Origin of the sequence: Saliphagus sp. GCM10025334 (genome assembly GCF_042663485.1) — an archaeon.
In the GTDB taxonomy this organism is placed as follows: domain Archaea; phylum Halobacteriota; class Halobacteria; order Halobacteriales; family Natrialbaceae; genus Natronosalvus.
Window position 1 is genome coordinate 206,985 of record NZ_JBHTAF010000002.1, and the last position, 21,093, is coordinate 228,077.

A 21,093-nucleotide genomic window follows, 5' to 3' on the forward strand; every position below is an offset into this window, starting at 1 on the left:
GTGGGCTGATCCACGTTCGTCGCCTCGAGGTCCGCTTGCTCGCGCTCGCGGGAGTCTCGAGCGGCGACGAGTCAGAATCACGCTCATGTCGCATACGCTACCCGATCGCTGGAAAGTCGTATCGCTCGCCGGCCTCACCCTCTTGCTTGCCGGCCTCACCGTCGGCGCCCTCGTCGGCGCGGGACCGCTCGCACCCGCTACTGGTCCCGTCGATCCAGGTCCGGAAAACGTCAGCGAACCGGCCGCCGAGGAACCGGTTCCCGAACGCGGGGACCCCTGGTTCGAGGCGGCCGCCGCTGACGGAAGCTGGATCAGTTACATCAATCCGCGCGACGAGTACCGGACCCCGTATCTCGGAGACGGTTCCTCGAAAGTCTGTACGACGCTAGTCAACGAGGCGGGCGACCCGATCACGGGCGAAACGGTTCCGAACACGACCGTCACGGTCCCGATGGGCGACTCCGTCGCGTGGCACTCCCACGCCGACCCGTTCGTCACTCAGTATCCGCTCACCGACCACTACGAACGTCCGCTGGACGCCGACCAGTTCGGTGTCTCCGACCTCCCACAGGGCGACGGCTACCTTGACAGCCACTGCATCGAGATCCACGGCCTCTCAGAGGAAGGCGACAGCGTCGAGTACGGCGAGGCCGTCGTCGAGGGCGAGCACGCCGACCGCATCGAGGTCGTCGGCTACATCCAGCAGGAACCCGCCGGCACCGGCTGGGACTCGAGCGTCGACCCCGTCGCGGACGCGGTCGCTTACGAGGAAGCCGGCGGCGGCTGGACGTTCACGCCCGATTCCTCGCACGGGCAGGTGACGGTCGTCCTGCAACTCGTCGACGACACGGCTGGTGATGACGAAGGCGATGGAGACGGCGGGTACGACGAAGGGTCCGAAAACGGAACGGACAACTCGAGTTCGGATTCGGACGGAGACGACGGGGATGGATCCGACGGCGATGGCGAGGAGACGAAGGGCGACGGCGACGATAACGGCGACGCCGACGATACCGAAACGGACGGCGACGGTACCGGGGCAGACGACCGCTCCAGCGACGGCTCCGTCCTGGAAGACGACCCCGAAGACGACGAGACCGCCGGCGCGAGCGACGACGCTCAGCCGGGCTTCGGTGCAGGTGTAGCCGGGTTCGCGATTATATCGCTGGTGGTCGCAGCTATCGGGCGGCGTCGTACCTCGTCGTGAATCGTCAAGCGCCTCGTCGTAAATCGTGAATCCCGATTCGCACGCACTCGAGCGCGCCCGGCGCTGACGGTGGCCGATACCGCCGCAACAGGTTCGTTCAAGTGTGACACGCCCCTGGGACGAGATAGCATGCGCACGTGTCGAACTGACGGCGGAACGGCCGACGAACGGGACTGTCGGACGTGTGGTGAGTCTCTCGCCGACACACCGGATCAGCGGGTACTCACTGCCGTCGAGGACGAAGCGGTGGTCCACCGGCACTTCTGTAGCGACGAGTGCCTCGAGCGTTGGCTCGAGTAGCACCGGTGGCGAACCAGCCTCGCCCGCTCTCGGCGCGTTTATACCCGCCCCGCCCGATGGCGAGTACGTGAATCCCTTCGAGACGCGACCCGACCGCGACGCCGAGGTAGTCCTCGTCGGCCGGTCGAACGTCGGCAAGTCGACGCTGATGCGAGAGCTTACGGGCCACAAATTCGACACCGGGGGCAAGCCCGGTGTCACCCGGACGCCCAACCACTACGACTGGACGGCCGAGGACTTCGTCATTACGGACCTCCCCGGGTTCGGCTTCATGAGCGGCGTCGAAGCGGATCGCCAGGACCAGATCAAGACGGACATCGTCCGATACCTCGAGGCCCACGCCGATTCGATCCTCGTCGGCATCCTCGTCGTCGACGGCAAGAGCGTCATCGACATCATCGACCGTCACTCCGGCGAGGACGAGATTCCCTACGACGTCGAGATGTTTCACTTCCTCCGAGAACTCGACGTGCCGACAGTGGTCGCCGTCAACAAGATGGACAAGGTCGACGACCGGGACGAGCGACTCGACGAACTGTGCGATCGACTAGGTCTGCTCCCGCCGTGGAAACAGTGGCAGGACACGATCGCCCCGATCACGGCCAAACGGGGGCAGATCGACGCGCTCGAGGAGGCGGTTCGCACGCACCTGCACGAACAAAAACGGGACGATCTATTCCGATTCTTCTGACGACGAGTTCTCGCGCTCGTCGTCGCCGATTGCATCGACGGTGAACGCGAGTTCGGCGTCCTCCTCGAGCGTCAGTTCCTGTTCCTGGGGCTCGAAGTCGTTTTCGCTGTACTCGTCTGCTTCCACGGTGACGACGTACTCGCCTTCCTCGAGGGTCGCTTCGGCTACGCCTTCGGAGATGTCGGAATCGTAGATCTGTTGTTTGCCGAACGAACCGTCTGCCGGTTCGATGGTTACGATGACGCCCTCGGAGACCGTCTGGCCGTCCTCGTTTTCAATGGTGATAGTAACGGCGTACTCTTCACCGTCGTCAGTCTCGTTGGCCGAATTCTCGTCTGATTCGTTTCCACTCCCGTCGGAGTCGGTGTCGTTGCTATTGTTGGTGTCGTCACTGGTGTTGTCGTCGCTAGTATTGTTATTATCGCCGTTTCCCTCCTGATCATCGTCATCGCTCGTACAACCGGCGAGTGGGAGAGCGACTGCGGTCGCGAGACCGATACCGACCGTTCTGCGGGATACCTTTCGTGGCATATCGAATCGAAACGTCAGCATGTGAATAAGTCTTTATATTCATCCAGAATACCGATCCTTCGTCACTCGCTTCTGGACGACTGGCCGACCGACTTTTCCATCCGCAGGCACTCGAGGACGACCCCACCGGTCGACTCGTGGTCGACCCACTCGAGCCCTCGCCAGCCGTGGCGTTCGTAGAACTCGACGGCGTTTTTCGACGCGAGCAGCGTCAGACGCTCGAGTCCGGTCGCGCGGGCCGTTGCTTCGAGGTGGTCGAGGAGCGCTCGCCCCACCCCCGTTCGCGCGTGGTCGGGGTGGACGTAGACGGCCTGGACTTCGTCCACGCCGAACTCGAGGTGACCGAAGCCGACGACCGCGCCGTTTCGCGTGGCGACGACGAAGTGTGCGGTATCCACATCGACGGGGTAGCTATCGGGCGATTTGTCGGCCGCCCAGGCGTCGACCTGCGCTGACTCGTAGGCGGCGGCCCCGAGTTCGCGGACGGCGGCGATGTGGACCGACACGAGGTCAGTGCCGTCGGTCGCTCGAGCGGGGCGGATTTCGACCATACGGACCGGTACGGGACGGGTGCCACTGTGCCTGTCGATCAGGCAGACTCGACTGTCATCGTCGTCGATACTGCCGTCGTCGATACTGCCGTCGTCGTCGATACCGCTGCTGTCGGCACCCCGTCACTGTCGTCGATACCGTTATCATCCTCGGTACTGCCACCGTCGACCTCCTCACACGACCCGGTTCGTGAACGCCTCGCCAGCCTCGAGTCGACGGACGTTCTCCTGGACGAGGCCGGCGATGTCCCGATAGTAATCGACAGTGAACGCCGCGCTGTGGGGCGTGACTATCACGTCGTCCATCGCCCAGAGGGGCGAGTCGGACGGGAGGGGTTCGGTCTCGAACACGTCGAGGGCCGCTCCCGCGACCTCGCCCGCCTCGAGCGCGTCGATCAGGGCCGCCTCGTCGACGACTGGTCCACGGCCGACGTTGACGACGTAGGCGTCATCGTCCATCGCCTCGAAGACGGCGACGTCGAGCAGGCCGTGCGTGTCGTCGGTCAACGGGAGCGTCGAGACGACGAAGTCGGCGCCGGAGACGGCCTCGAGCAGGGCGTCGGTCGTGTAGATGTCGTCGAATCCGGGGACGTCTTCGGCGGTGCGACGGACGCCGCGCATCGAAACGCCCAGGGAACCGGCGACCTCGGCGACGCCCCGGCCGAGGGTGCCGGTGCCGACGACGCAGGCCGTCGCTCCGGGCAGGGTAAACGCCTCGTTCCAGTCAGGTTGGGTCCACTCCCGGCGCTGCTGATTGGCCACGTGACGGTGGAGTCGCCGGGAGAACGCCAACAGGTAGCCCGCTACCGTCTCACCGACCGTTCGGTCGTGGATACCGGTGCTGTTGGTGAGGATCACACCCTCTCGTTCGAAGGTGTCCATCGGGAACCGGTCGATGCCCGCCTGAATCGAGTGGACCCACTCGAGGTCGGCGAACCACGCCCGGTGCTCGAAGGTGACGACGGCTTCGCAGTCGGCGTCGTCGCGATTCTCGTCCTCGACGAGCGAAACCGTCACGGGGAGGTCTTCGAGCGTTTCGATCAGTTCCTCGGGCGGGAACACGGCCGAAACGGACTCGTGGACGCCGAGGTGCTCGAGGTCGATATCGGGCGCGGCATCGAAATCAGCCATGACTGGCGGTACGGACGACTGGTAGTTCAACGTTCCTGCGGCGAGTAGGAGTGGGCGGCTCGGTATTGAATCCCTCGTCACACGGGGCTCGGTGGGGGTAACTCCTCGTCACCGCCGCCCGCTCGTCGGTAGGGCACGAGCGGGTTTCGGTCTATCGTTTCTCCCGCCAGGCTGCGAGTGTGCACGCCTCCTCGACGAGGGCCGCGACGTCGTCGGACTCGAGGATGCCGCGCTCGGAAACGAGTTCGTCGACGCACTCGGCAGGTGTCACGTCGAAGGTCGGGTTGGCGACGTCGATCTCGGCGTCGCCGTCGTAAACGTCGTTCTTCGAGCCGGACTCGAGGGAAATGTCCTCGCGCGTCGAAATCTTGTCACTCGCTGCGACGACTGTCACGGGAACCCCTTCGTGAGCGGCCGCGAGCGCCAGTCCCCTGGTGCCGGTCTTGTTGACGACGGCGCCGTCGGGGCGAATAGTGTCGGCGCCGACGACCACCTGGTCGACCGATTCGCGCGAGAGGAGCGACGCGGCCGCAGCGTCGGTGTGGAGCGTCACGGGGCGCTCGTCGGCCAGCGACTCGGCAACGTCGACGCCCTCGAGTCTGGGGCGGGATTCGGCGACGTAAACGCGACTCGTGTCGCTCGCCCGAATCGCCTCAAGCGCGGTGCCCGACCGCGAGAGCGTCATCACGGTTCCCTCGAGGCGCTGGCCCGCCCGAGTCGCTGCCTCGTCGTCGGCGGTCACGGCGCCCTCGAGGACGGTCGTCGTCGCCTCGAGGACCGCGGCGGCGCCCGGGGCCGGGGTTTCGTCCTCGCTCGCCGCGTCACCCTCGTCGCCTTCTCGACTGGTCTCGAGCGCCGTCCCCATCGCTCGATCGATCCGGTTCCGGAGGACCGCCATCGACGGTCGGGCCTCGAGCAGTCGATCGGCGAGGGCCGCGAGTTCGTCCCACTCATTGTCGGGAGCGGGCGTCTGTCCCTCGTTCTCGGGCGCCTGTCCGTCGTCGAGTTCGCTCCCCTCGAGCGCCTTTTCGTCGTCCTCGCGTTCGCTGACGATCAGCCCCGCTCGATCCCGCAGGACCTCGAGTCCCCGGATCGAGAGCCACGCGGCACCGTGGTCGGCGTCCGCGGCGATCGAGCGGACGGAGGGTGCGACCCGTTCGTAGGCCGCCCAGAGACCGGGAACCGTCTCGTACTCGTCCGTGAGCATCGCCGTCGGGTGGACCCACTCGAGCGCGGCGTGTTCCTCGCTCAGGTCGACCTCGCGGGCGTCGCAGTCGAACAGGTAGGGGTGGACGACCCACTCTCGGCCGGTATCGGCGTCGGCCACCTCGAGCGGCCGACCCGACCGAACGAGTGTGCAGGCGTCCTCGAGGCCGGTCTCCTCGGCGATTTCGCGGCGAACCTGTGCGTCGGGGTCGCCCTCCGCGAAGCCGGAGATGCCGCCCCAGGTTCCAGTGTAGGTGCCGACGGCGTCGCTGCGACGCGCCAGCAGGACCTCGCCGGCGTTGCGGAGAAAGGCGGTGACGACGTGACTCGGTTCGTCGCCGTTCGTCGAATCGGTCATACGAAAAACGAGGCGCGCTCGCGGGGTAGCGTTTTCGGAGATCGATATCTGCGTCTGTCACCCGGCCCCTCAGTTGCCGTCGCCGTACTCGTACTCCTCGGGATCCTCGACACCCTCGGTTCGCGAGCCGACCCAGGCACCCAGCGAGAGGCCGTACACCAGGTGGCCCGCGTGAAACAGCGCGAGTTCGTCGGACTCGAGGCGGATGTCGAGGACCTCCTTCAGCATTACCTGCGAGCCGAACGCCGACAGCGCCATGCCGTACACCGCACCCCAGACGAGGCCACGCTGTTCGGGTTCGATGGCCCGGTCGGCGTCGTACAGCGAGAACAGCGCACCGAAGATTGCGCCCGCCTGGATTCCGTAGACGAAGTGCAAGACGAGGCCGGCGACCGGGTGGTCGCTCGGATCGTCGCCGGTCACGTACCGGGACCAGAAGTTCGCCGACGGCGGCAGTGAGCGCAGGATCGGCAGGCGAAAGGCGGTCATGATCAGCGTCGCGACGAAGCCGGCCTGGACGCCTCGAGCGACGGCGTCGGCAACGTGGTACTCGCGTGGGCGGTCGTCTGCCTCACTCGAGCGGCCCTCGGTCTTGGCGATCGAACGCAGCCGTCGGAGGTGGTCAGCCACAGCCATCGTGGTCACGACGATGACCTACCACGGACGTTGCCTTAATCGCGAGGCGTGCACCTTCCGACACCGGTCGCTCGGCCAGAGCGTACCGGCCCTCGACGGAGCCGTTCCGTACCGGAGACAGCGGCCGGTGACGGTGCGTTTTTCACCCTCCTGACCCACCCTCGAGTATGGAACTCAACGCGGTGCCGGACCTCCCCGAGATCCGCCCGGGCGACGACCTGGCGGGACTCGTCGCCGACCGGATCGACCTCGAGGCCGGCGACGTGCTGACGGTGGCGAGCACGGTCGTCTCGAAGGCCGAGGGTCGAGCGGCGGACCTCGCCGACTTCCCGGCGGGCCCGCGCGCCCGAGAGATCGCGACACGGCTGGAGGGAATCGCCGACGAGGAGAAAGATCCCCGGTTCGCCCAGGCGGTCCTCGAGGAGAGCACGGAGCTCGTGATGGAGGCGCCCTTCCTGCTGACCGAGACGCGCTTCGGCCACGTCTGCGTGAACGCGGGGATCGATCGCTCGAACGTCCCGGATCACGACCTGCTCCTGTTGCCGAAGCGACCGACGGCGAGCGCCGAGCGAATCCGGACCGGACTGCTCGAGCGCGGGATCGAAGACGTCGCCGTGATCGTCACCGACACCTGTGGCCGGCCGTTTCGCCATGGCCAGCGCGGCGTCGCCCTGGGCTGGGACGGCATGCCCGCGAGCCGCGACTGGCGGGGCGAGCACGACCGTGACGGCCGCGAACTGGGCGTCACCGTCCAGTCCGTCGTCGACGAGCTCGCGTCGGCGGCGAACCTGGTGACCGGCGAGGGCGCCGGTGGGACGCCCACCGTCGTCGTCCGCGACTGGGACTTCGGCGATCACGGGGGAAGCGACGCGCTCTTTCGCGACCTCGAGGGGGACTTCGTGCGCCAGGCGTTGCGTGAGTGGAGGTACGAGGGCTGATGACGGCCGAGGACCCTGCCTCGAGCGATGCGACCGACGCGAACGATTCGTGCGACTCGACTGACTCGACCGGCGCGAGCGACGCGAGTGGCTCGAGTCCCACCTGGGGAATCGAGCTCACCCCCGAACATCCGCCGGACCGGATCGCCGACCTCGCGGCCCTCGCCGAAACCGAGGCCTTCGACGTCGCATTCTCGAGCAGCCACTACTTCAACCGGGACCCGTTCGTAACGCTCTCGCGGATGGCCGAGCGGACCGACTCGATCGCCCTCGGCCCCGGCGTCGTCAACCCGTTCCAGGACCATCCGGTGACGCTCGCGGCCCGGATGGCGACGATCGACGAGGTTTCGGGGGGTCGTGGTGTGTACGGCATCGGTGCCGGGGACCGCTCGGCACTGTCGAACCTCGGCTTCGAGCACGACCGCCCCCTCCGGCGCGTCCTCGAGGCGTTCTCGGTGGCACGAGACCTCTGGGCCGGCGAGACCGTCACCCACGACGGGACGTTCACCGCCCGGGACGCCTCGCTCAATCTCGAGGCGACCGAGATCCCGGTCTACGTCGGTGCCCAGGGCCCCCACATGCTCCGCATGAGCGCGAAACACGCCGACGGCGTGCTCGTCAACGCCTCCCACCCGCACGACATCGAGTGGGCCGCCGACCAGCTCGATATCGGCCTCGCGGACCGCCCCGACGACCGCGGCCCGTTCGAGGCGCTCGCCTTCTCGAGTGTGAGCGTCGCCGACGAGGAAACCGCGGCGCGAGAGGCCGCACGTCCGCCGGTCGCGTTCATCGCCGGCGGGGCCGCCCCGCCCGTGATCGAGCGTCACGGGCTCGACGAGGGGGCAGTGGAGACGATCGGTCAGCACCTCGAGGCCGGCGACCTCTCGGCGGCGTTCGACGCCGTCACCCCGGAAATGATCGACGCGTTCGCCGTCGCGGGTACTCCCGAGACGGTGGCCGACCGGTTCGAGGCGATCCTCGAGTTCGTCGACGGGGTCGTCGTCGGGTCGCCGCTGGGGCCGGACCTCGAGGTGGCGGTCGAGCAGGCGGCCCGGGCGCTCGAGCAGGCACAGGAGTGAGACGGGCCGGCCGGAAGGTCGAGGATTGGGTGAGGAAACGCCCTACTCGAGCGAGAAGAGACTGCCCAGTCCGCCGAGGGTGAGCACGCCAAAGACGCCCATGCTAAAGGCGACCAGGATTGCCCCGATCAATAAGAGGAGAGGAGCGAGCCCCTCGCCGGTGGCGACGTTCGAGAACAGGTTGATCATTTCGACCAGGTTGCTGACGATCGGGTCGAGGAACGGAACGGAAACCATGTGCGACGATTGTTAGCGATGGTACTTGGCGATGTCGGTCTGGTCGATGGTCGTCCATACCTGAGCGGTCGGCGTCGCTCGAGGTGCGTCGTTTATTGCCGGCTCTGACCAGGGTTCGGACTCAAACTCGACCTCGAATTCGGACCCGGCTCCAGAGCTGCGCTCGTCGGCCTTCGGGTCACGAGCATCGAAACGATGGCCTGAGAACGGCGATTCGGCTTCGACAAACAGTATAAACCCCGGGCGTTCGTATCGGTACGCGTGACCAAGGACAGCCGACTCACCGACTACGGCCAGAACGAGGAGTCGTCCGCGTCGGCGGCGGACACCGCGGAAGCTGATACCGAGGAGGCAGATGCCGCGAAAGCGGATACTGAGGAAGCGAGTACCGAGGACACAGCCGCCGTCTCGTCGGGCGAAACAGCTGCTTCGAGCGCCCAAAACACAGTCGAGGCGGACGAATCCGACCCGTCGTCGTCGAACGGCCAGGACACATCCCTCTCGACGTATGCCTGGGGAACCTACACCTGCAATCGCTGTGACTCGGGCGTCGACCGGGTCTGGCGAGACGACGGAGGCCTGGTGTGTCCGTCGTGTAAGGAGTGGTGATCGGCGCGGCAATAGTGGCTCTGTGGCCCTCTCGAGGCCGCCTTTGGCCAAAATCGACGTGGAAGCGGTCGACTGTCCCCTCCAGAAGCTTTATGCTTCCGTCGTCACTTAGTACGAATGCAATGGCGAAAGGTACGGTCGCATTCTTCAACGACACTGGCGGATACGGATTCATCGAAACTGACGACGCGGACGACGACGTGTTCTTCCACATGGAAGACGTTGGCGGTCCTGACCTCGAGGAGGGGCAGGAAGTCGAGTTCGACATCGAGCAGGCCGACAAAGGCCCGCGCGCGACGAATCTCGAGCGACTCTGAGTCAGTCGAGCCAGACGGAGGTATCGTTTTCTGATCGTTACGACGTGAGTGCCGACAGCGTCGTCGGTCGGTCACGGGCAGGTACAACTATTTCCCGCTGGCAATCCGAGAGTCTATCACTACCATCCAGACACCCGGGTTCGTCTCGACGCGTCGTCGACCGCCCCTCGACGAACCCACATACCTGAAAGACACAAAACATATGTCGATCAATCGCACAAGGAGCACTATCGACTGTGTATCCAGGGTATGCCCGCTACGCTGGCCTCCAGACACGCAGCCACCATGACCGACGCCAATCCTTCATCCCAGCCGGAGACGACGAATCAGCTCGGAACCATCGATCCACTCCCCGTTTCAGCCGTCGCGGACCTCGTCGAGACGGTTCGAGAGAACGTGACACGTGTGATCATCGGTCACGACGACGAGGTCGACCACGTCATCACCACCATCCTCGCTCGCGGTCACGTGCTCCTCGACGACGTACCCGGCGTCGGCAAGACGATGCTCGCCCGTTCGATCGCGCGCTCGATCGACTGTAGCTTCCGACGGGTTCAGTTCACGCCCGACCTCCTCCCCTCTGACATCACCGGCGTCAACGTATTCAACCAGAAGACCCGCGAGTTCGAGTTCCAGCACGGCCCCGTCTTCGCGAACATGGTGCTCGGCGACGAGATTAACCGCGCCCCGCCGAAGACCCAGTCGGCCCTGCTCGAGGCCATGGAGGAACGCCAGGTGACCGTCGACGGCGACACCCGCCCGCTGCCGAACCCGTTCGTCGTCATCGCCACCCAGAACGCCATCGAGCCCAATCGGACCTACGAACTCCCGTTCGCGGAGGTCGATCGCTTCATGAAGAAACTCTCGCTCGGCTACCCGAACACCGACGAGGAAGCCGAGATGCTCGGTCGCACCGTCGGCCACCACCCCATCGAGGGGCTCGAGCCGGTCACCGACCTCGAGTCGATCGTCCGCGCGCGCGAGACGGTGGCTAACGTCGCCGTCGAACCGCCCGTCCGCGAGTACGCGAGCGAACTGGCCGGCTACACCCGCGAGCACGCCCACATCGGCGCGAGCCCGCGCGGAACCATCGCCCTCCTGCGTGCGGCCCAGGCGCGTGCCGTACTCGACGAACGGGAGTACGTCATCCCGGACGACATCCAGCACGAGGCGCCGTACGTTTTCGCTCACCGGATCAAGACGAACGCGAACGGCCGCGAAACGGACGGTGCGGCCGTCGTCGAGGACGCCCTCGAGCACGTCCGCGTGCCATGAGACTCACGCGACGCGGCTGGGGGACCATCGCCGTCGTCGGCTTCTGTCTCTGGATGGGCGTCAGTTTCGGCTCGCGAGCGCTCGACGCGGTCGTCGCGCCGCTGGCGTTCGTCCTCGTCGCCGGTGTGATCGCGGCCGCGCGGGTCGACCGCCCGCGACTTCGTCGGGTTCCGACCGGAGAGGGGTATCCAGGTGACCGACGAACGGTCGAACTCACCGTCGACGTCGAGTCGCCGCTATCGGCTACCGTCCGCGACGACCTCCCCGCCGGCGTGTCGGCGGTCGACAACGGCAACGTCAGGGAGACGACCCTCGTCGACGGGAACTCGCTCACCTACGAGATCAACCTCGAGGGGCGCGGCGCCCACGAAATCGGCCCGGTCACGGTCGTCGTCAGCGACGTCTTCGGGCTCGTCGAGCAACGGTTCGAGTACGACCAGACCGACGAGGTGCTGGTCTATCCCCGGGTCCACGACCTCCGGGGCGGCGCGAAACACGACTTACAGCTACTTCACGACGCCGTCGGCGCCTACGACCGCGAGGAGTTCGACCACCTCCGCGAGTACACGCGCGGCGATTCGCTTCGAGACATTCACTGGAAGTCCGCTGCCAAACGAGCCGACGACGAACTCGTCGTCAAGGAGTTCGTCGCCGACGGCCGAGTCGGCTCAGTCGACCTCGTCGGTGAGTGCATTCCTGGACGCGACGACGACCTCGCCGCCGCCATCGCCAGCGTGGCCACGTACCTGCTCAGAGAGGATGTCGCCGTCGGCGTCTCGACCGTGGAGGGCACCCTCGAGGCCGACGCGGGCGAACGTCACCACCTCGAGGTGCTGCGACAACTCGCCGTGGTCGGTCCCGGCGAACTCGACGACCGCGTTCGCCGGGAAGCGGACGTCCTGATCCAGGCGGACGCGTCGGGCGTCCTGGTGCTCGTCGACGGACACGAGATTCCGTTCGACCGGCTTCGCGGGCGCTACGGGCGTCGCGACGGCTCCGTCGACGAGTCCTCGGCCGGATCGACGGCGATAGCTGCCGACGGGTCCGGTAGCTCGAGCACCGACAGGTCTGGTGGATTCGGCGCCTCGGGTGACTCCGATGGCTCCGGCGCCTCAAGTGACGACCTCGAGGAGCCCGGCACGGGGGTGTCGGCATGAGTACGCGCACCGTCCCGAACTCGATTGCCACCTCGCTCGAGGGATCGACGACGACGCTCTTTCGGACCCTCGCACTGGCGGGCGTGCTCGTGCTCCTCGCAGCAATCGTATTCACGCTGAGCGAGATCACCCGAACCGTCGGCGGCACGCAGTCGCTGTACCTCCTCGTGCTCACGATGGTGATCGCGGCGACAATTCTCGCCCACGCGATCCGCCCGCGGATAGCCCTCGCGATCGGCCTGGGCGCGACGGCGATTGGCTTCCTGTACTACCTCGAGGCCGCCGGCTACTCGCCGGGAGCCGCAGCCGCCCAGGCCGACAAGTTCCTCTCGGACACGATCACGCTCGCGACCGGAATGCCGCTGATTCAGATGCTCGAGGCGGGCATCTGGACGCTGGGATTTGCGCCCGCCCCGGTCTTTCTCACGTGGTATCTCGCGATGCGCGAGCGGTACGTCCTGAGCGTCGTTCCCGGCGGCGTAGCCCTCCTGTTTCTCGTGTTGACGACGGACGCCGGCATCGGCGTGACCCTAGTGGGCGTCGTCGGCGGCATCGCCGCGGTCGGGTTCGGCGAACTCGACCGGCACGAGGGCTCGATCGCTCAGGCCGACGTCCTGGCGATCATGTTCGCGATCATCGTCTTCCTCTCGATGACCATCACGTTCGTCCCCGGGGGCGCTGCTAGCCCTACGTTCTTGCTCGAGAGCGAACCGGGCACGCTCGACGGTGCCGTCGACGGTGACCCCGATCGGTCGACGATCACCGGCAGCGTCGACCTCTCGCCGGAGGTCCACTTCACCGTCGTGACCGAGGAACCGTCTTACTGGCGAACGGGGGTGTACGACCGCTACACGGGCGATTCGTGGATCAGGAGCGGCCCGGACGCACCCTACGACGACGTCGGCCTCCCCGAACCGGACGGGGAGTACGAGACGGCCAGGCACACGATTACCATCGAGCGCCAGCTCGAGGTGATGCCGGTTCCCACCGGTCCGACCGCACTCGACGGCGACGTGACGGCACACACGCGCGTGTCCGATCACGGTCAGCCGATGCCCGACGGTCCGCTCATCGCCGGCGACACCTACAACGTCGAGAGCGCGGTCCTCGAGGCCGACCCCACCACGCTCAACGAGGCCGGGACGGAGTATCCCGAGCCGATCACGGAGTACTACCTCCAGATGCCCGAGAGCCGATCGGACGAGTTCGCCACCCGAACCGACGAGATCCTCGCCGAATCCGACGCGGAGACTCCCTACGAGAAGGCCGCCGCCATCGAGCGGTACTTCCAGGACGGCTACGACTACTCCCTCGAGGTCGATCGGCCGGGGGGCAATGCCGCCGAGGAATTCCTGCTCGAGATGGACGAGGGCTACTGCGTCTACTTCGCGACGACGATGACCCAGATGCTGCGCTCGGAGGGCATCCCCGCCAGGTACGCCACGGGTTACACCACAGGCCAGCAGGTCGACGACAACGAGTACGTCGTCCGCGGTCTCGATGCCCACGCCTGGGTCGAGGTCTACTTCCCCGACCAGGGCTGGGTCGTCTTCGAGCCGACGCCCTCCTCGTCCCGGGACGCGACCCACCAGGAGCGACTCGAGCAGGCCCGCGAGGACAACGAATCGGGCGTCGATACGGACCAGAGCGAGGACGTTCCCGTCGACGGCCCGGAAGAGAACGAGTCGGTGCCCGACCTCGACGGCGACATCGACGACCTGCTCGAACCGAACGAGACGAACGACGATCCGTCGGGGAACGACACGAACGACACGAACGGGACTCCCACCAATCCGGGCGGCCCCCAGGATCCCCTCCAGCCCGGCAACCCGTCTGGAGACGGTACGGGCGGTACCGGCGTCGATTCAACTGACGGGAATGGGGACGAAGAAGACGACTTGATCCCGCTCGCTCCCGGCGACCTCCTCGTCGGCGTCGCACTCCTGATCGGCCTCGCCGCCGGCGGCCACCGGGCCGGCGTCGGCTCGCTCGTGAGTCGCGAAGTCAGCCGCTACTGGCACGGCTTCCGCGGCGATCCGACCGAGGACACCGTCCGGGCTTACGAGCGCCTCGAGCTCGTCCTCGCGCGTCGCTTCCGGCCCCGCGAACGCGGGGAGTCGCCGCGCCAGTACGTCGATTCGCTCGAGCGGGTCGGCCTGACGGACCCGCGGCCGCGACGCGTACTGGAGTGCTACGAGCGGGCTCGCTACGGCGGTGGCGTCGACGAATCCACGGCCGACGAGGCCGTCTCGCTGGTCAGGGCACTCGCCCGCGAACGGGCGCCGCTCGTCGGTCGGCTGTGGCGCTAGTGGTGGTCGAGCCTGCAGTGATCAGCTGAACCGAGACCTCGTATCCGGTTCGACCCATCGATCCGATCGATCAACGCCTCCAAGAACAGCCGTTCGTCGCGATTACCAGTTACCAGAGCTGAACCCGCGGCGTCCCGCACTCCTCACAACAGACCGCACTGTTGCCCTTGTACTCCGTTCGAACGAGCGATCCGGCTCGACAGGACGGACAGAGTTGCCCCTCGAGGGCGACCAATAACTGCCGTCCGTCGTCGATGCGTGTTGCCATACCGTGGGGGTCGCTTCCGTCGAGAAAACCGATTGGGCTTGCCAGTGCAATGACCTAGCTGCCCGCGACAGATCAAAACAGGGTAACCCCTCGAGTCCAAACCTCGACCGATGACGTTTCACCGGATTGCCCTCGGGAACACCGTCTTCGAGGGAGCCAACAACGCGTATCTGTTCGACGGCGAGGCGACCGTCCTGCTCGATACGGGCGTCGCCGTCCCGGACACCCGGGCCGAACTCGAGGCGGGCCTTCGCGAACTGGAGGTCGAGTTCGCGGACCTCGATGCGGTCGTCCTCACCCACTACCACGCCGACCACGCCGGCCTCGCCGGCGAGATCCAGGCCGAAAGCGGGGCGACCGTCCACGCTCACGTCGCCGACGCACCGCTGATCGCTCACGATGGGGACGCCTGGGACGACCTCGAGGCCCGCCAGCGACGGTTGTTCGCCGACTGGGGTATGCCAAGCGACGCGCGCGAGGAACTCCTCGGGTTTCTCGACGCCGGCGAGGGGATGGGGATTTACGGCGAGTCCGTCGACGTGATGGCGTTCGAGGACGGCGACCACCTCTCGTTCGGCGACCTGGCGCTCGAGGTTCGTCACGCGCCCGGACACACGGCCGGCCTGAGCTGTTTCGTACCCGCCGACGCACCCGACGAGGTCTACACCGGCGACGCCCTCCTCCCCGAATACACCCCGAACGTCGGTGGCGCCGACGTCCGCCTCGAGGGAGCGCTCTCGGCGTACGTGGAGACGCTCGAAACTTTGATCGAGGCTGACTACTCACGCGCCTGGCCGGGACACCGTGAGCCGATCGACGACCCCGCAGCACGCGCTCGCTACATCCTGACTCACCACGAGGAGCGCGCCTACCGGGTCGCAAACGTGCTGGCCGACGCTGGTCCCACAGACGCCTGGACGGTCAGCGCTCGTCTCTTCGGCGACCTCACCGACATCCACATCCTCCACGGGCCCGGTGAGGCGTACGCCCACCTCGAGCACCTGCGTGACCGCGGCGCTTTGACCGCCAACCACGAAGTGGGCGAGGCTGACGACGATACCGCGAGCGTCCACTACCGACTCACGGACGACGGGCGGTCCCGACTCGAGTCCCTGACCGACGGACGGTGGCCGCTCTCGGACGCCGTCCGCTAACCTCGCATCTCACCCGAATCGAACGAGCAACTGACGTGTGAATAAGGTCGAACTGGCCGCGTCACTCCTCGGGAAAAGCCAGCACGGACAAGCTGGAGCCGTCGCTCACGGGTAGTGCTCGATAAAATGGTAGTCAGTGGCGTTCCTTACAGGTCGCGGGGCTGGACCGTCTTCCGGTCGTTGTCTTCGGCACGTCGGGCAGCGTCCTCGAGCAGCTCGGACACTTCCTCGTCGAGTGCTTCGTAGAAGTCCGAAGCGACGTTCTTGTCATCGAGTGCTTCCTTTACGGCGGCTTTGACGATAAGGTCTGCCATACAGAATACCCGTTCCCGTTTCCCTACTATAAAGGTTCTGTTTGTGAGCGGCGAATTCGGGCTCGAGCGGCCCGATAGACCGTCTTTACGCACACCACCCACCAGAAAGTATATGTCGAAGGAAATTCCGGCGGGCGTCGGACCCCCTCGAATCGGCCCAAACTGCCCTCGAACGCGCTCGCGCGCGCTCTCGAGACGGTCTCTGAGTCACCACGAACGCGGCGCCTGGTCGACAGGGGCGGCAGACGATTCCGTTGCTTGTTTCGAGACTGGAAACTCGAGAGTCAGTAACCAAGGGCCGAGACTCGAGACTCAAGCCCGGGCAGTACGAGCGACGGCACAGACAACCAATTTGCCCGCCGAGAGTCGACTGGTGTCGAGAGACGGCTGGGTCGTGAAAGCGACTCCGTCGACGAATTCAGCGAACCGCGAACAGTCCGTCCTCCCCGCCAAGATAGACCGTTCCGTTGCTCACCGCGAGGTGATCACGGAGGACGCGGTGATCGTCTTCGAACTGCGGCACGTCCTCGAGGTGGAGACACCACGCTTCGCTGCCGTCTTCGACGTGGTAACCCTTGAGGAACTCGTTGCCGTTCCAGTCGGCCGTGATCGCGATGACCGTATCCCCCACGACGACCGGGTCGCTGTACAGGCGCATCTCGTCGACGGACCAGCGCTCGCTCGAGCCGTCGGATCCGGTGTCGAGGTTCGTCACACGGAGCGTCTGATCCTCGCCGATCGTTGCGAACGCGAGGACGTCGTCGGCGGCGAAGGTGCTCCTGCGGGACGAAACCGAGCCCACAGTCTCGCCCGTTTCCGGGTCCAGGAGCAGCACTTCTCTGTTGTTTCCGTCGTGAATCAGGACGTACTGATCGGTCGCCACGGGGCGCATCTGCCACATCCAGCCGGTCTCGGATACCCACAGCGTCTCGCCGGTCTCCGGATCGAGCGCGACGACGTGAGCCGTGTCTCCATCGATGCCGACCGTCGCGTAGACCCCGTCGTCCGTAACGGCCAGCGAGTACGCATGGAACGTGTCGAACCGACCGAGAAGGGAATCGCCTTCGTCGATCTCGTCGATCGAATGGCGTTCCCATGCGATCGATCCGTCACCTGGGTTGACGGCGTACAGACGCTCGTCGTCGTCACCACAGACGTAGAGCAGTCCGTTGGCGAACTCCGGCTGGTAGACCGACGGCGTCTCGTCGCCCTCGCCGAACCACTGCCGCCATCGAACGGACCCGGTGTCGGCGTCGAGGGCGGTCAGCGCCTCGCCACCGACGAAGATCCAGTCCCCGACGACGACCGGTGCGAGGTTCGGGCCGTCGTCGACTCCGACGTCGGGGCTCACCCACTGCAGCGAGCCCGTTTCTGCATCGAGGGCGTGAATCCGACCGTTGCCATCGTGGCGGTACACGTGCCCGTCGCTGATGGCGATCCCGTCGTTCGCCTCTACGTGTCCGTAACTCCAGGCGACCCCCTCGAGTTCGCTCGGTTCGTTCGCGGCGGAGACTGCACGCGTACTGCCGCTATTCGCGTAAAACGAGTACCAACCGTCGGACGGTTCGGCGTCGAACGTCGATTCGGTGGCGACCTCCGTTTCGCCGTCGTTGTCCGCGTCGCTCGAGTTCTCCGTGTCGTTCTCGGCGCTTCCCGAACCCACCGTCGCGAAGACGCCAGTCGTCAACAGGGCCGATCCGGATACGATAACGCTTCGTCTGTCGAATGTCGGCATACGCCAGCCACCACAAAGTTCCGTATTGCTATCGGCCTACTAACCGTAACTTTCGCGTCGAGCAACCGTTTCAATCGTGAAACAGTCCCCTTGTCAGTTTGATAAATGGCCGAAGGACGGCGCCACAGGTGAACGTTTGGACCAGCACTCGAGAATCGTATCAAGCCTAGGCCGGGACATTAACGAAAGGTTCAATGTCCCACTTATTAAAGATACCCCAATCAAAACATGCCCGATATCCGAAAGCAGATTACGAACTTGCACGAGAGAATCGAGGAATCTAATGACATCAGTGAGAAAGATAAGCAACTCCTCATCGCGTTCAGCGACGAACTCGACCTCCTCAAATCCAAGTATTCCGACCATCGTCACAACAAACTCCTCCGCCACTGCACCATCATGGCCGAACAAGCAGGGGAGCTCGCCGCGGCACTCGAGGACGAAGACGCCGCGAAAGACATCGTCCGCTGGATCAACCGAACGTACGACAACGAGTACACGAATCACGACTACCGAACAGCCCTTCGCGTATTCGGCAAACGCGTTACCGAGGGTGGAGACTACCCCTCGAGCATCGAGTGGATTCCATCGGGTACGTCCAGTAGCCACGATCCCGTTCCCGATCCGGCGGATATGCTCGAGTGGGAAGCGGATATCGTGCCGATGATTAACTCCGCGAGAAACTCCCGCGATGAGGCACTCATTGCCGTCGCATTTGACGCTGGGCCTCGAGCCGACGAAGTCCGGAATCTTTCCATCGGCGACGTGAGTGATAGCGAACATGGACTCCGGATCTGGGTCGACGGGAAGACCGGACAGCGGTCTGTCGACCTCATACCCAGTGTTCCATTTCTCAAGCGCTGGCTCAGTGATCATCCAGCACCGGAGGATAGTACCGCACCGCTCTGGTCGAAGCTGAACACCGCTGACGGGATTAGCTATCGGCAGTTCCTGAACTGTTTCAAAGACGCCGCAGAACGAGCCGGCGTCACCAAACCCGTAACGCCAACCAATTTCAGAAAGTCCAACGCAACCTACCTCGCGCGGAAGAGTATGAATCAGGCGTTCATCGAGGATCGCCAAGGGCGAAAACGTGGGAGTGACGCGACCGCCCACTACGTTGCCCGCTTCGGAACTGATAGCGAAGCCGAGTACGCCCGGCTCCACGGGCTCGAGGTCGAGGAAGAAGAAAACGAGCCGATCGGCCCGGTTGAGTGTCCTCGGTGTGAAAAGGAGACACCGCGCCATCGGGAAACGTGCGTCTGGTGTAATCAGCCACTCGAGTACGGCGCGATCGAATCGATCGAAGACGATCAGAAAGAGATCCGGGATCAGGTATTCCGGCTCGCGCAGGAAAACCCGGAGTTCCTCGAGGACATCCAGCAAGCGAGAAATTTCTCCGAGATCGTCGACGACAATCCCGATATCCTCGAAGATGCACAAGCGTTCGCCGAGTCCCTCTCGGACGAGTAGCGCCATTATTTGATGTTGCGTCGTATCCGATCGAGTTCTGCCTGAATTTTGTCGATGTCCTCAGCGGAAGCACCGTTCGAGAGGAGAGCCAGAGCATACGCTCGCGCTTCCGTGTCACCGTAGGCGAGAACCCGGGACAGGAACTCTGTGTTTCGATTCGCGTAGTGGCTCACTTCGGAGATTGGATTCTGGCTACTCATTGCTCTCCCTCCGTCTGGACGGTCGATTTGCGGACGGTACGTTCGCTAGAGCGGATGCTAATCGTTCCTGTAGGCATATTCTTGAGTTCGTTGTGTTGCCGGTTACGGCATCAAGTGATTCTCGACTCCGTGGGGAGATCTACTGGCTCTCGATGTGTGGGCCAGCAATCGTTGGTTTCCTTCAAGAGCCGATGCATGCTTCACACTCAGTACGAGGAACCTTGGATAAAAATAGGTTGATGAGGCCAGATAATTGCGCGACCGAAAAATAGTTTGCGCGAGTCGGATAGCAATTCGTATGGAACCTTCAGAGGACATCGTCACCGATATCCGTAATTCATGGGAGGTAGAAAACGACGCGTTTGGCCGCGTTTATGAAGCGATTCTGGGAATTTCTGAATTTACGAGACACGATGATATTGCTGAGGTCGCCAGATGTGCACCCAATACCGCAAAGAAGCATTTGAGACGGCTGAACCAGATGGGTATCACCGAATTCCGCAAATCAGGTCGTGCCCTCATGTTCCGTCGGAACGACGCGTACCTGGAATGGCGAGAGGTTACCCAGATCGCGAAAGATCACTCGATCCAAGATCTTGCTGAATGGGTTCGTGAGCTTGAAGTGAAAGAAGCCGAACTCAAAGAAGAATTCGGCGTTGAAGAACCGGATACCGCCTCGGTATACAGATCCGACAGTGATCGGCCAATACATGAGCTGATGCAGACGATCGGGACATGGAACGGTATTCAACGGGATATCCGCCTCTACGAGGCAGCGCGCCAACTCCAACAGAACGATGGTCGCCTGATATCGGCGTTCGTTGATACCCACACCGATGACCGTGCTTCCTCCGAGTCGCAATGACTACCACGAACCACATCCCGACGGTCAAGCGCTGGGACACCAATCCGGATAGGGAATCCCTGCGAGTGATTTACCGCTTTCTGAGCCGTCGTGAGGCGATCGAGAACGTCAGTCTCGAGCCACGTAGTTCCCACCCGCGTCTGGTACGTGCAACCGTTAGTGAACGGGGTTCGCCGATAGCACCTGGCGTTCTCGAGGTACGATGGTACGAAACGAGAGATTTCATCATCACGTATCAGACGAACCGTGAGAACGGTGACTCCCCACTCCTCCGATGGATACACCCTCCTGACGCAGATAAGATCAACGTATCACACAGCGGATCAGACGACGTGCAAACGCTGACACCGCCATCTCATCATCCAGGCGAGAATCGGTTTCATCCGCTCCGAGTTCTGCCCTACGTGCTTGCTACCATCGAAGAATGTACGAAATAAGGAAATTCACGTCGCCCCGCTCGAGAGCCTCGATAATGGTTGAGGCTCTTACTGAAGATAGTGAAATAGTCTATCAACCACAGAAACGAACAAATCGCCAAACCAACACCTCTAA

23 protein-coding genes are annotated in these 21,093 nt (G+C 64.4%); 13 read left to right on the plus strand and 10 right to left on the minus strand.

Going from position 1 to position 21,093, the window contains the following annotated elements; translation table 11 throughout:
- Positions 1-85 precede the first annotated feature (85 nt).
- The 3 genes from ACFQO4_RS09325 to engB all read left to right on the plus strand — a co-directional run bounded on the left by ACFQO4_RS09325 (position 86) and on the right by engB (position 2,198).
- Positions 86-1,207 (plus strand): PGF-CTERM sorting domain-containing protein, encoded by a 1,122-nt coding sequence (locus ACFQO4_RS09325; protein WP_500260658.1) that lies wholly within the window; start codon positions 86-88, stop codon positions 1,205-1,207.
- A gap of 129 nt (positions 1,208-1,336) precedes the next feature.
- The gene (locus ACFQO4_RS09330) at positions 1,337-1,507 is read left to right on the plus strand and encodes a DUF7576 family protein (protein ID WP_312909906.1); all 171 of its coding nucleotides are present in this window, start codon (positions 1,337-1,339) and stop codon (positions 1,505-1,507) included.
- Positions 1,508-1,574: 67 nt separating this feature from the next.
- Positions 1,575-2,198: a GTP-binding protein EngB gene (engB, locus tag ACFQO4_RS09335; RefSeq protein WP_500260659.1), complete on the plus strand. Its 624-nt coding sequence runs from the start codon at positions 1,575-1,577 to the stop codon at positions 2,196-2,198.
- Here engB and ACFQO4_RS09340 read toward each other — a convergent pair.
- The 5 genes from ACFQO4_RS09340 to ACFQO4_RS09360 all read right to left on the minus strand — a co-directional run bounded on the left by ACFQO4_RS09340 (position 2,181) and on the right by ACFQO4_RS09360 (position 6,611).
- Positions 2,181-2,729: a hypothetical protein gene (locus ACFQO4_RS09340; RefSeq protein ID WP_500260660.1), complete on the minus strand. Its 549-nt coding sequence runs from the start codon at positions 2,727-2,729 to the stop codon at positions 2,181-2,183. The genes engB and ACFQO4_RS09340 overlap by 18 nt on opposite strands.
- Positions 2,730-2,791: 62 nt before the next feature.
- Positions 2,792-3,280 (minus strand): GNAT family N-acetyltransferase, encoded by a 489-nt coding sequence (locus ACFQO4_RS09345; protein WP_500260661.1) that lies wholly within the window; start codon positions 3,278-3,280, stop codon positions 2,792-2,794.
- Between the two features lie 174 nt (positions 3,281-3,454).
- Complete coding sequence (gene ddh, locus ACFQO4_RS09350) at positions 3,455-4,411, minus strand: D-2-hydroxyacid dehydrogenase (RefSeq protein WP_500260662.1); 957 nt, start codon at positions 4,409-4,411, stop codon at positions 3,455-3,457.
- A 151-nt stretch (positions 4,412-4,562) separates the two neighbouring features.
- Positions 4,563-5,975 (minus strand): eIF2B alpha/beta/delta subunit family protein, encoded by a 1,413-nt coding sequence (locus ACFQO4_RS09355; RefSeq protein ID WP_500260663.1) that lies wholly within the window; start codon positions 5,973-5,975, stop codon positions 4,563-4,565.
- 69 nt (positions 5,976-6,044) lie between these two features.
- Positions 6,045-6,611, minus strand: a complete 567-nt coding sequence (locus ACFQO4_RS09360; RefSeq protein ID WP_500260664.1) for a DUF6789 family protein — start codon at positions 6,609-6,611, stop codon at positions 6,045-6,047.
- 167 nt (positions 6,612-6,778) lie between these two features.
- Here ACFQO4_RS09360 and ACFQO4_RS09365 point away from each other — a divergent pair, with 167 nt between their 5' ends.
- A complete protein-coding gene (locus tag ACFQO4_RS09365; protein ID WP_500260665.1) occupies positions 6,779-7,549 on the plus strand; it encodes a coenzyme F420-0:L-glutamate ligase in 771 nt (256 codons plus the stop codon).
- Entirely contained in the window at positions 7,549-8,628 is a 1,080-nt protein-coding gene (locus ACFQO4_RS09370; RefSeq protein ID WP_500260666.1) for a 5,10-methylenetetrahydromethanopterin reductase, read from the plus strand. Before ACFQO4_RS09365 ends, ACFQO4_RS09370 begins: the two co-directional genes overlap by 1 nt.
- A 42-nt stretch (positions 8,629-8,670) precedes the next feature.
- Here the strand turns inward: ACFQO4_RS09370 and ACFQO4_RS09375 are convergent, their stop codons facing one another.
- The gene (locus tag ACFQO4_RS09375; protein ID WP_500260667.1) at positions 8,671-8,865 is read right to left on the minus strand and encodes a DUF8024 family protein; all 195 of its coding nucleotides are present in this window, start codon (positions 8,863-8,865) and stop codon (positions 8,671-8,673) included.
- A gap of 261 nt (positions 8,866-9,126) precedes the next feature.
- Here ACFQO4_RS09375 and ACFQO4_RS09380 point away from each other — a divergent pair, with 261 nt between their 5' ends.
- The 5 genes from ACFQO4_RS09380 (at position 9,127) to ACFQO4_RS09400 (ending at position 14,532) form a co-directional block, all read left to right on the plus strand.
- Positions 9,127-9,474 (plus strand): DUF7573 domain-containing protein, encoded by a 348-nt coding sequence (locus ACFQO4_RS09380; RefSeq protein WP_500260668.1) that lies wholly within the window; start codon positions 9,127-9,129, stop codon positions 9,472-9,474.
- A 122-nt stretch (positions 9,475-9,596) separates the two neighbouring features.
- A complete protein-coding gene (locus tag ACFQO4_RS09385; RefSeq protein ID WP_117362766.1) occupies positions 9,597-9,791 on the plus strand; it encodes a cold-shock protein in 195 nt (64 codons plus the stop codon).
- A gap of 285 nt (positions 9,792-10,076) precedes the next feature.
- On the plus strand, positions 10,077-11,066 hold the full coding sequence (locus ACFQO4_RS09390; RefSeq protein ID WP_500260669.1) for an AAA family ATPase: 990 nt from the start codon (positions 10,077-10,079) through the stop codon (positions 11,064-11,066).
- Positions 11,063-12,223, plus strand: a complete 1,161-nt coding sequence (locus ACFQO4_RS09395) for a DUF58 domain-containing protein (protein WP_500260670.1) — start codon at positions 11,063-11,065, stop codon at positions 12,221-12,223. Before ACFQO4_RS09390 ends, ACFQO4_RS09395 begins: the two co-directional genes overlap by 4 nt.
- Positions 12,220-14,532, plus strand: coding sequence for a transglutaminase TgpA family protein (locus tag ACFQO4_RS09400; RefSeq protein ID WP_500260671.1), 2,313 nt, complete (start codon positions 12,220-12,222; stop codon positions 14,530-14,532). Before ACFQO4_RS09395 ends, ACFQO4_RS09400 begins: the two co-directional genes overlap by 4 nt.
- A gap of 109 nt (positions 14,533-14,641) precedes the next feature.
- On the opposite strand, the gene ACFQO4_RS09405 is transcribed toward ACFQO4_RS09400, so the two are convergent.
- Positions 14,642-14,800 (minus strand): HVO_A0556 family zinc finger protein, encoded by a 159-nt coding sequence (locus tag ACFQO4_RS09405; protein WP_500260672.1) that lies wholly within the window; start codon positions 14,798-14,800, stop codon positions 14,642-14,644.
- A 110-nt stretch (positions 14,801-14,910) separates the two neighbouring features.
- On the opposite strand from ACFQO4_RS09405, the gene ACFQO4_RS09410 reads away from it, so the two are divergent.
- Complete coding sequence (locus ACFQO4_RS09410) at positions 14,911-15,954, plus strand: MBL fold metallo-hydrolase (RefSeq protein ID WP_500260673.1); 1,044 nt, start codon at positions 14,911-14,913, stop codon at positions 15,952-15,954.
- A 146-nt stretch (positions 15,955-16,100) separates the two neighbouring features.
- Here the strand turns inward: ACFQO4_RS09410 and ACFQO4_RS09415 are convergent, their stop codons facing one another.
- A complete protein-coding gene (locus ACFQO4_RS09415) occupies positions 16,101-16,268 on the minus strand; it encodes a DUF1931 family protein (protein ID WP_253430449.1) in 168 nt (55 codons plus the stop codon).
- Between the two features lie 418 nt (positions 16,269-16,686).
- Positions 16,687-18,003 carry an outer membrane protein assembly factor BamB family protein gene (locus ACFQO4_RS09420; RefSeq protein WP_500260674.1) on the minus strand — a complete coding sequence of 439 codons (1,317 nt, stop codon included), beginning with the start codon at positions 18,001-18,003 and terminating at the stop codon, positions 16,687-16,689.
- A 258-nt stretch (positions 18,004-18,261) separates the two neighbouring features.
- Between ACFQO4_RS09420 and ACFQO4_RS09425 the strand changes: the two genes are divergently transcribed.
- Positions 18,262-19,476 carry a tyrosine-type recombinase/integrase gene (locus ACFQO4_RS09425; protein ID WP_500260675.1) on the plus strand — a complete coding sequence of 405 codons (1,215 nt, stop codon included), beginning with the start codon at positions 18,262-18,264 and terminating at the stop codon, positions 19,474-19,476.
- A gap of 5 nt (positions 19,477-19,481) precedes the next feature.
- Here the strand turns inward: ACFQO4_RS09425 and ACFQO4_RS09430 are convergent, their stop codons facing one another.
- Positions 19,482-19,676, minus strand: coding sequence for a hypothetical protein (locus ACFQO4_RS09430; RefSeq protein ID WP_500260676.1), 195 nt, complete (start codon positions 19,674-19,676; stop codon positions 19,482-19,484).
- A 298-nt stretch (positions 19,677-19,974) separates the two neighbouring features.
- Between ACFQO4_RS09430 and ACFQO4_RS09435 the strand changes: the two genes are divergently transcribed.
- A complete protein-coding gene (locus ACFQO4_RS09435; RefSeq protein ID WP_500260677.1) occupies positions 19,975-20,541 on the plus strand; it encodes a DUF7342 family protein in 567 nt (188 codons plus the stop codon).
- Positions 20,542-21,093: the final 552 nt, after the last annotated feature.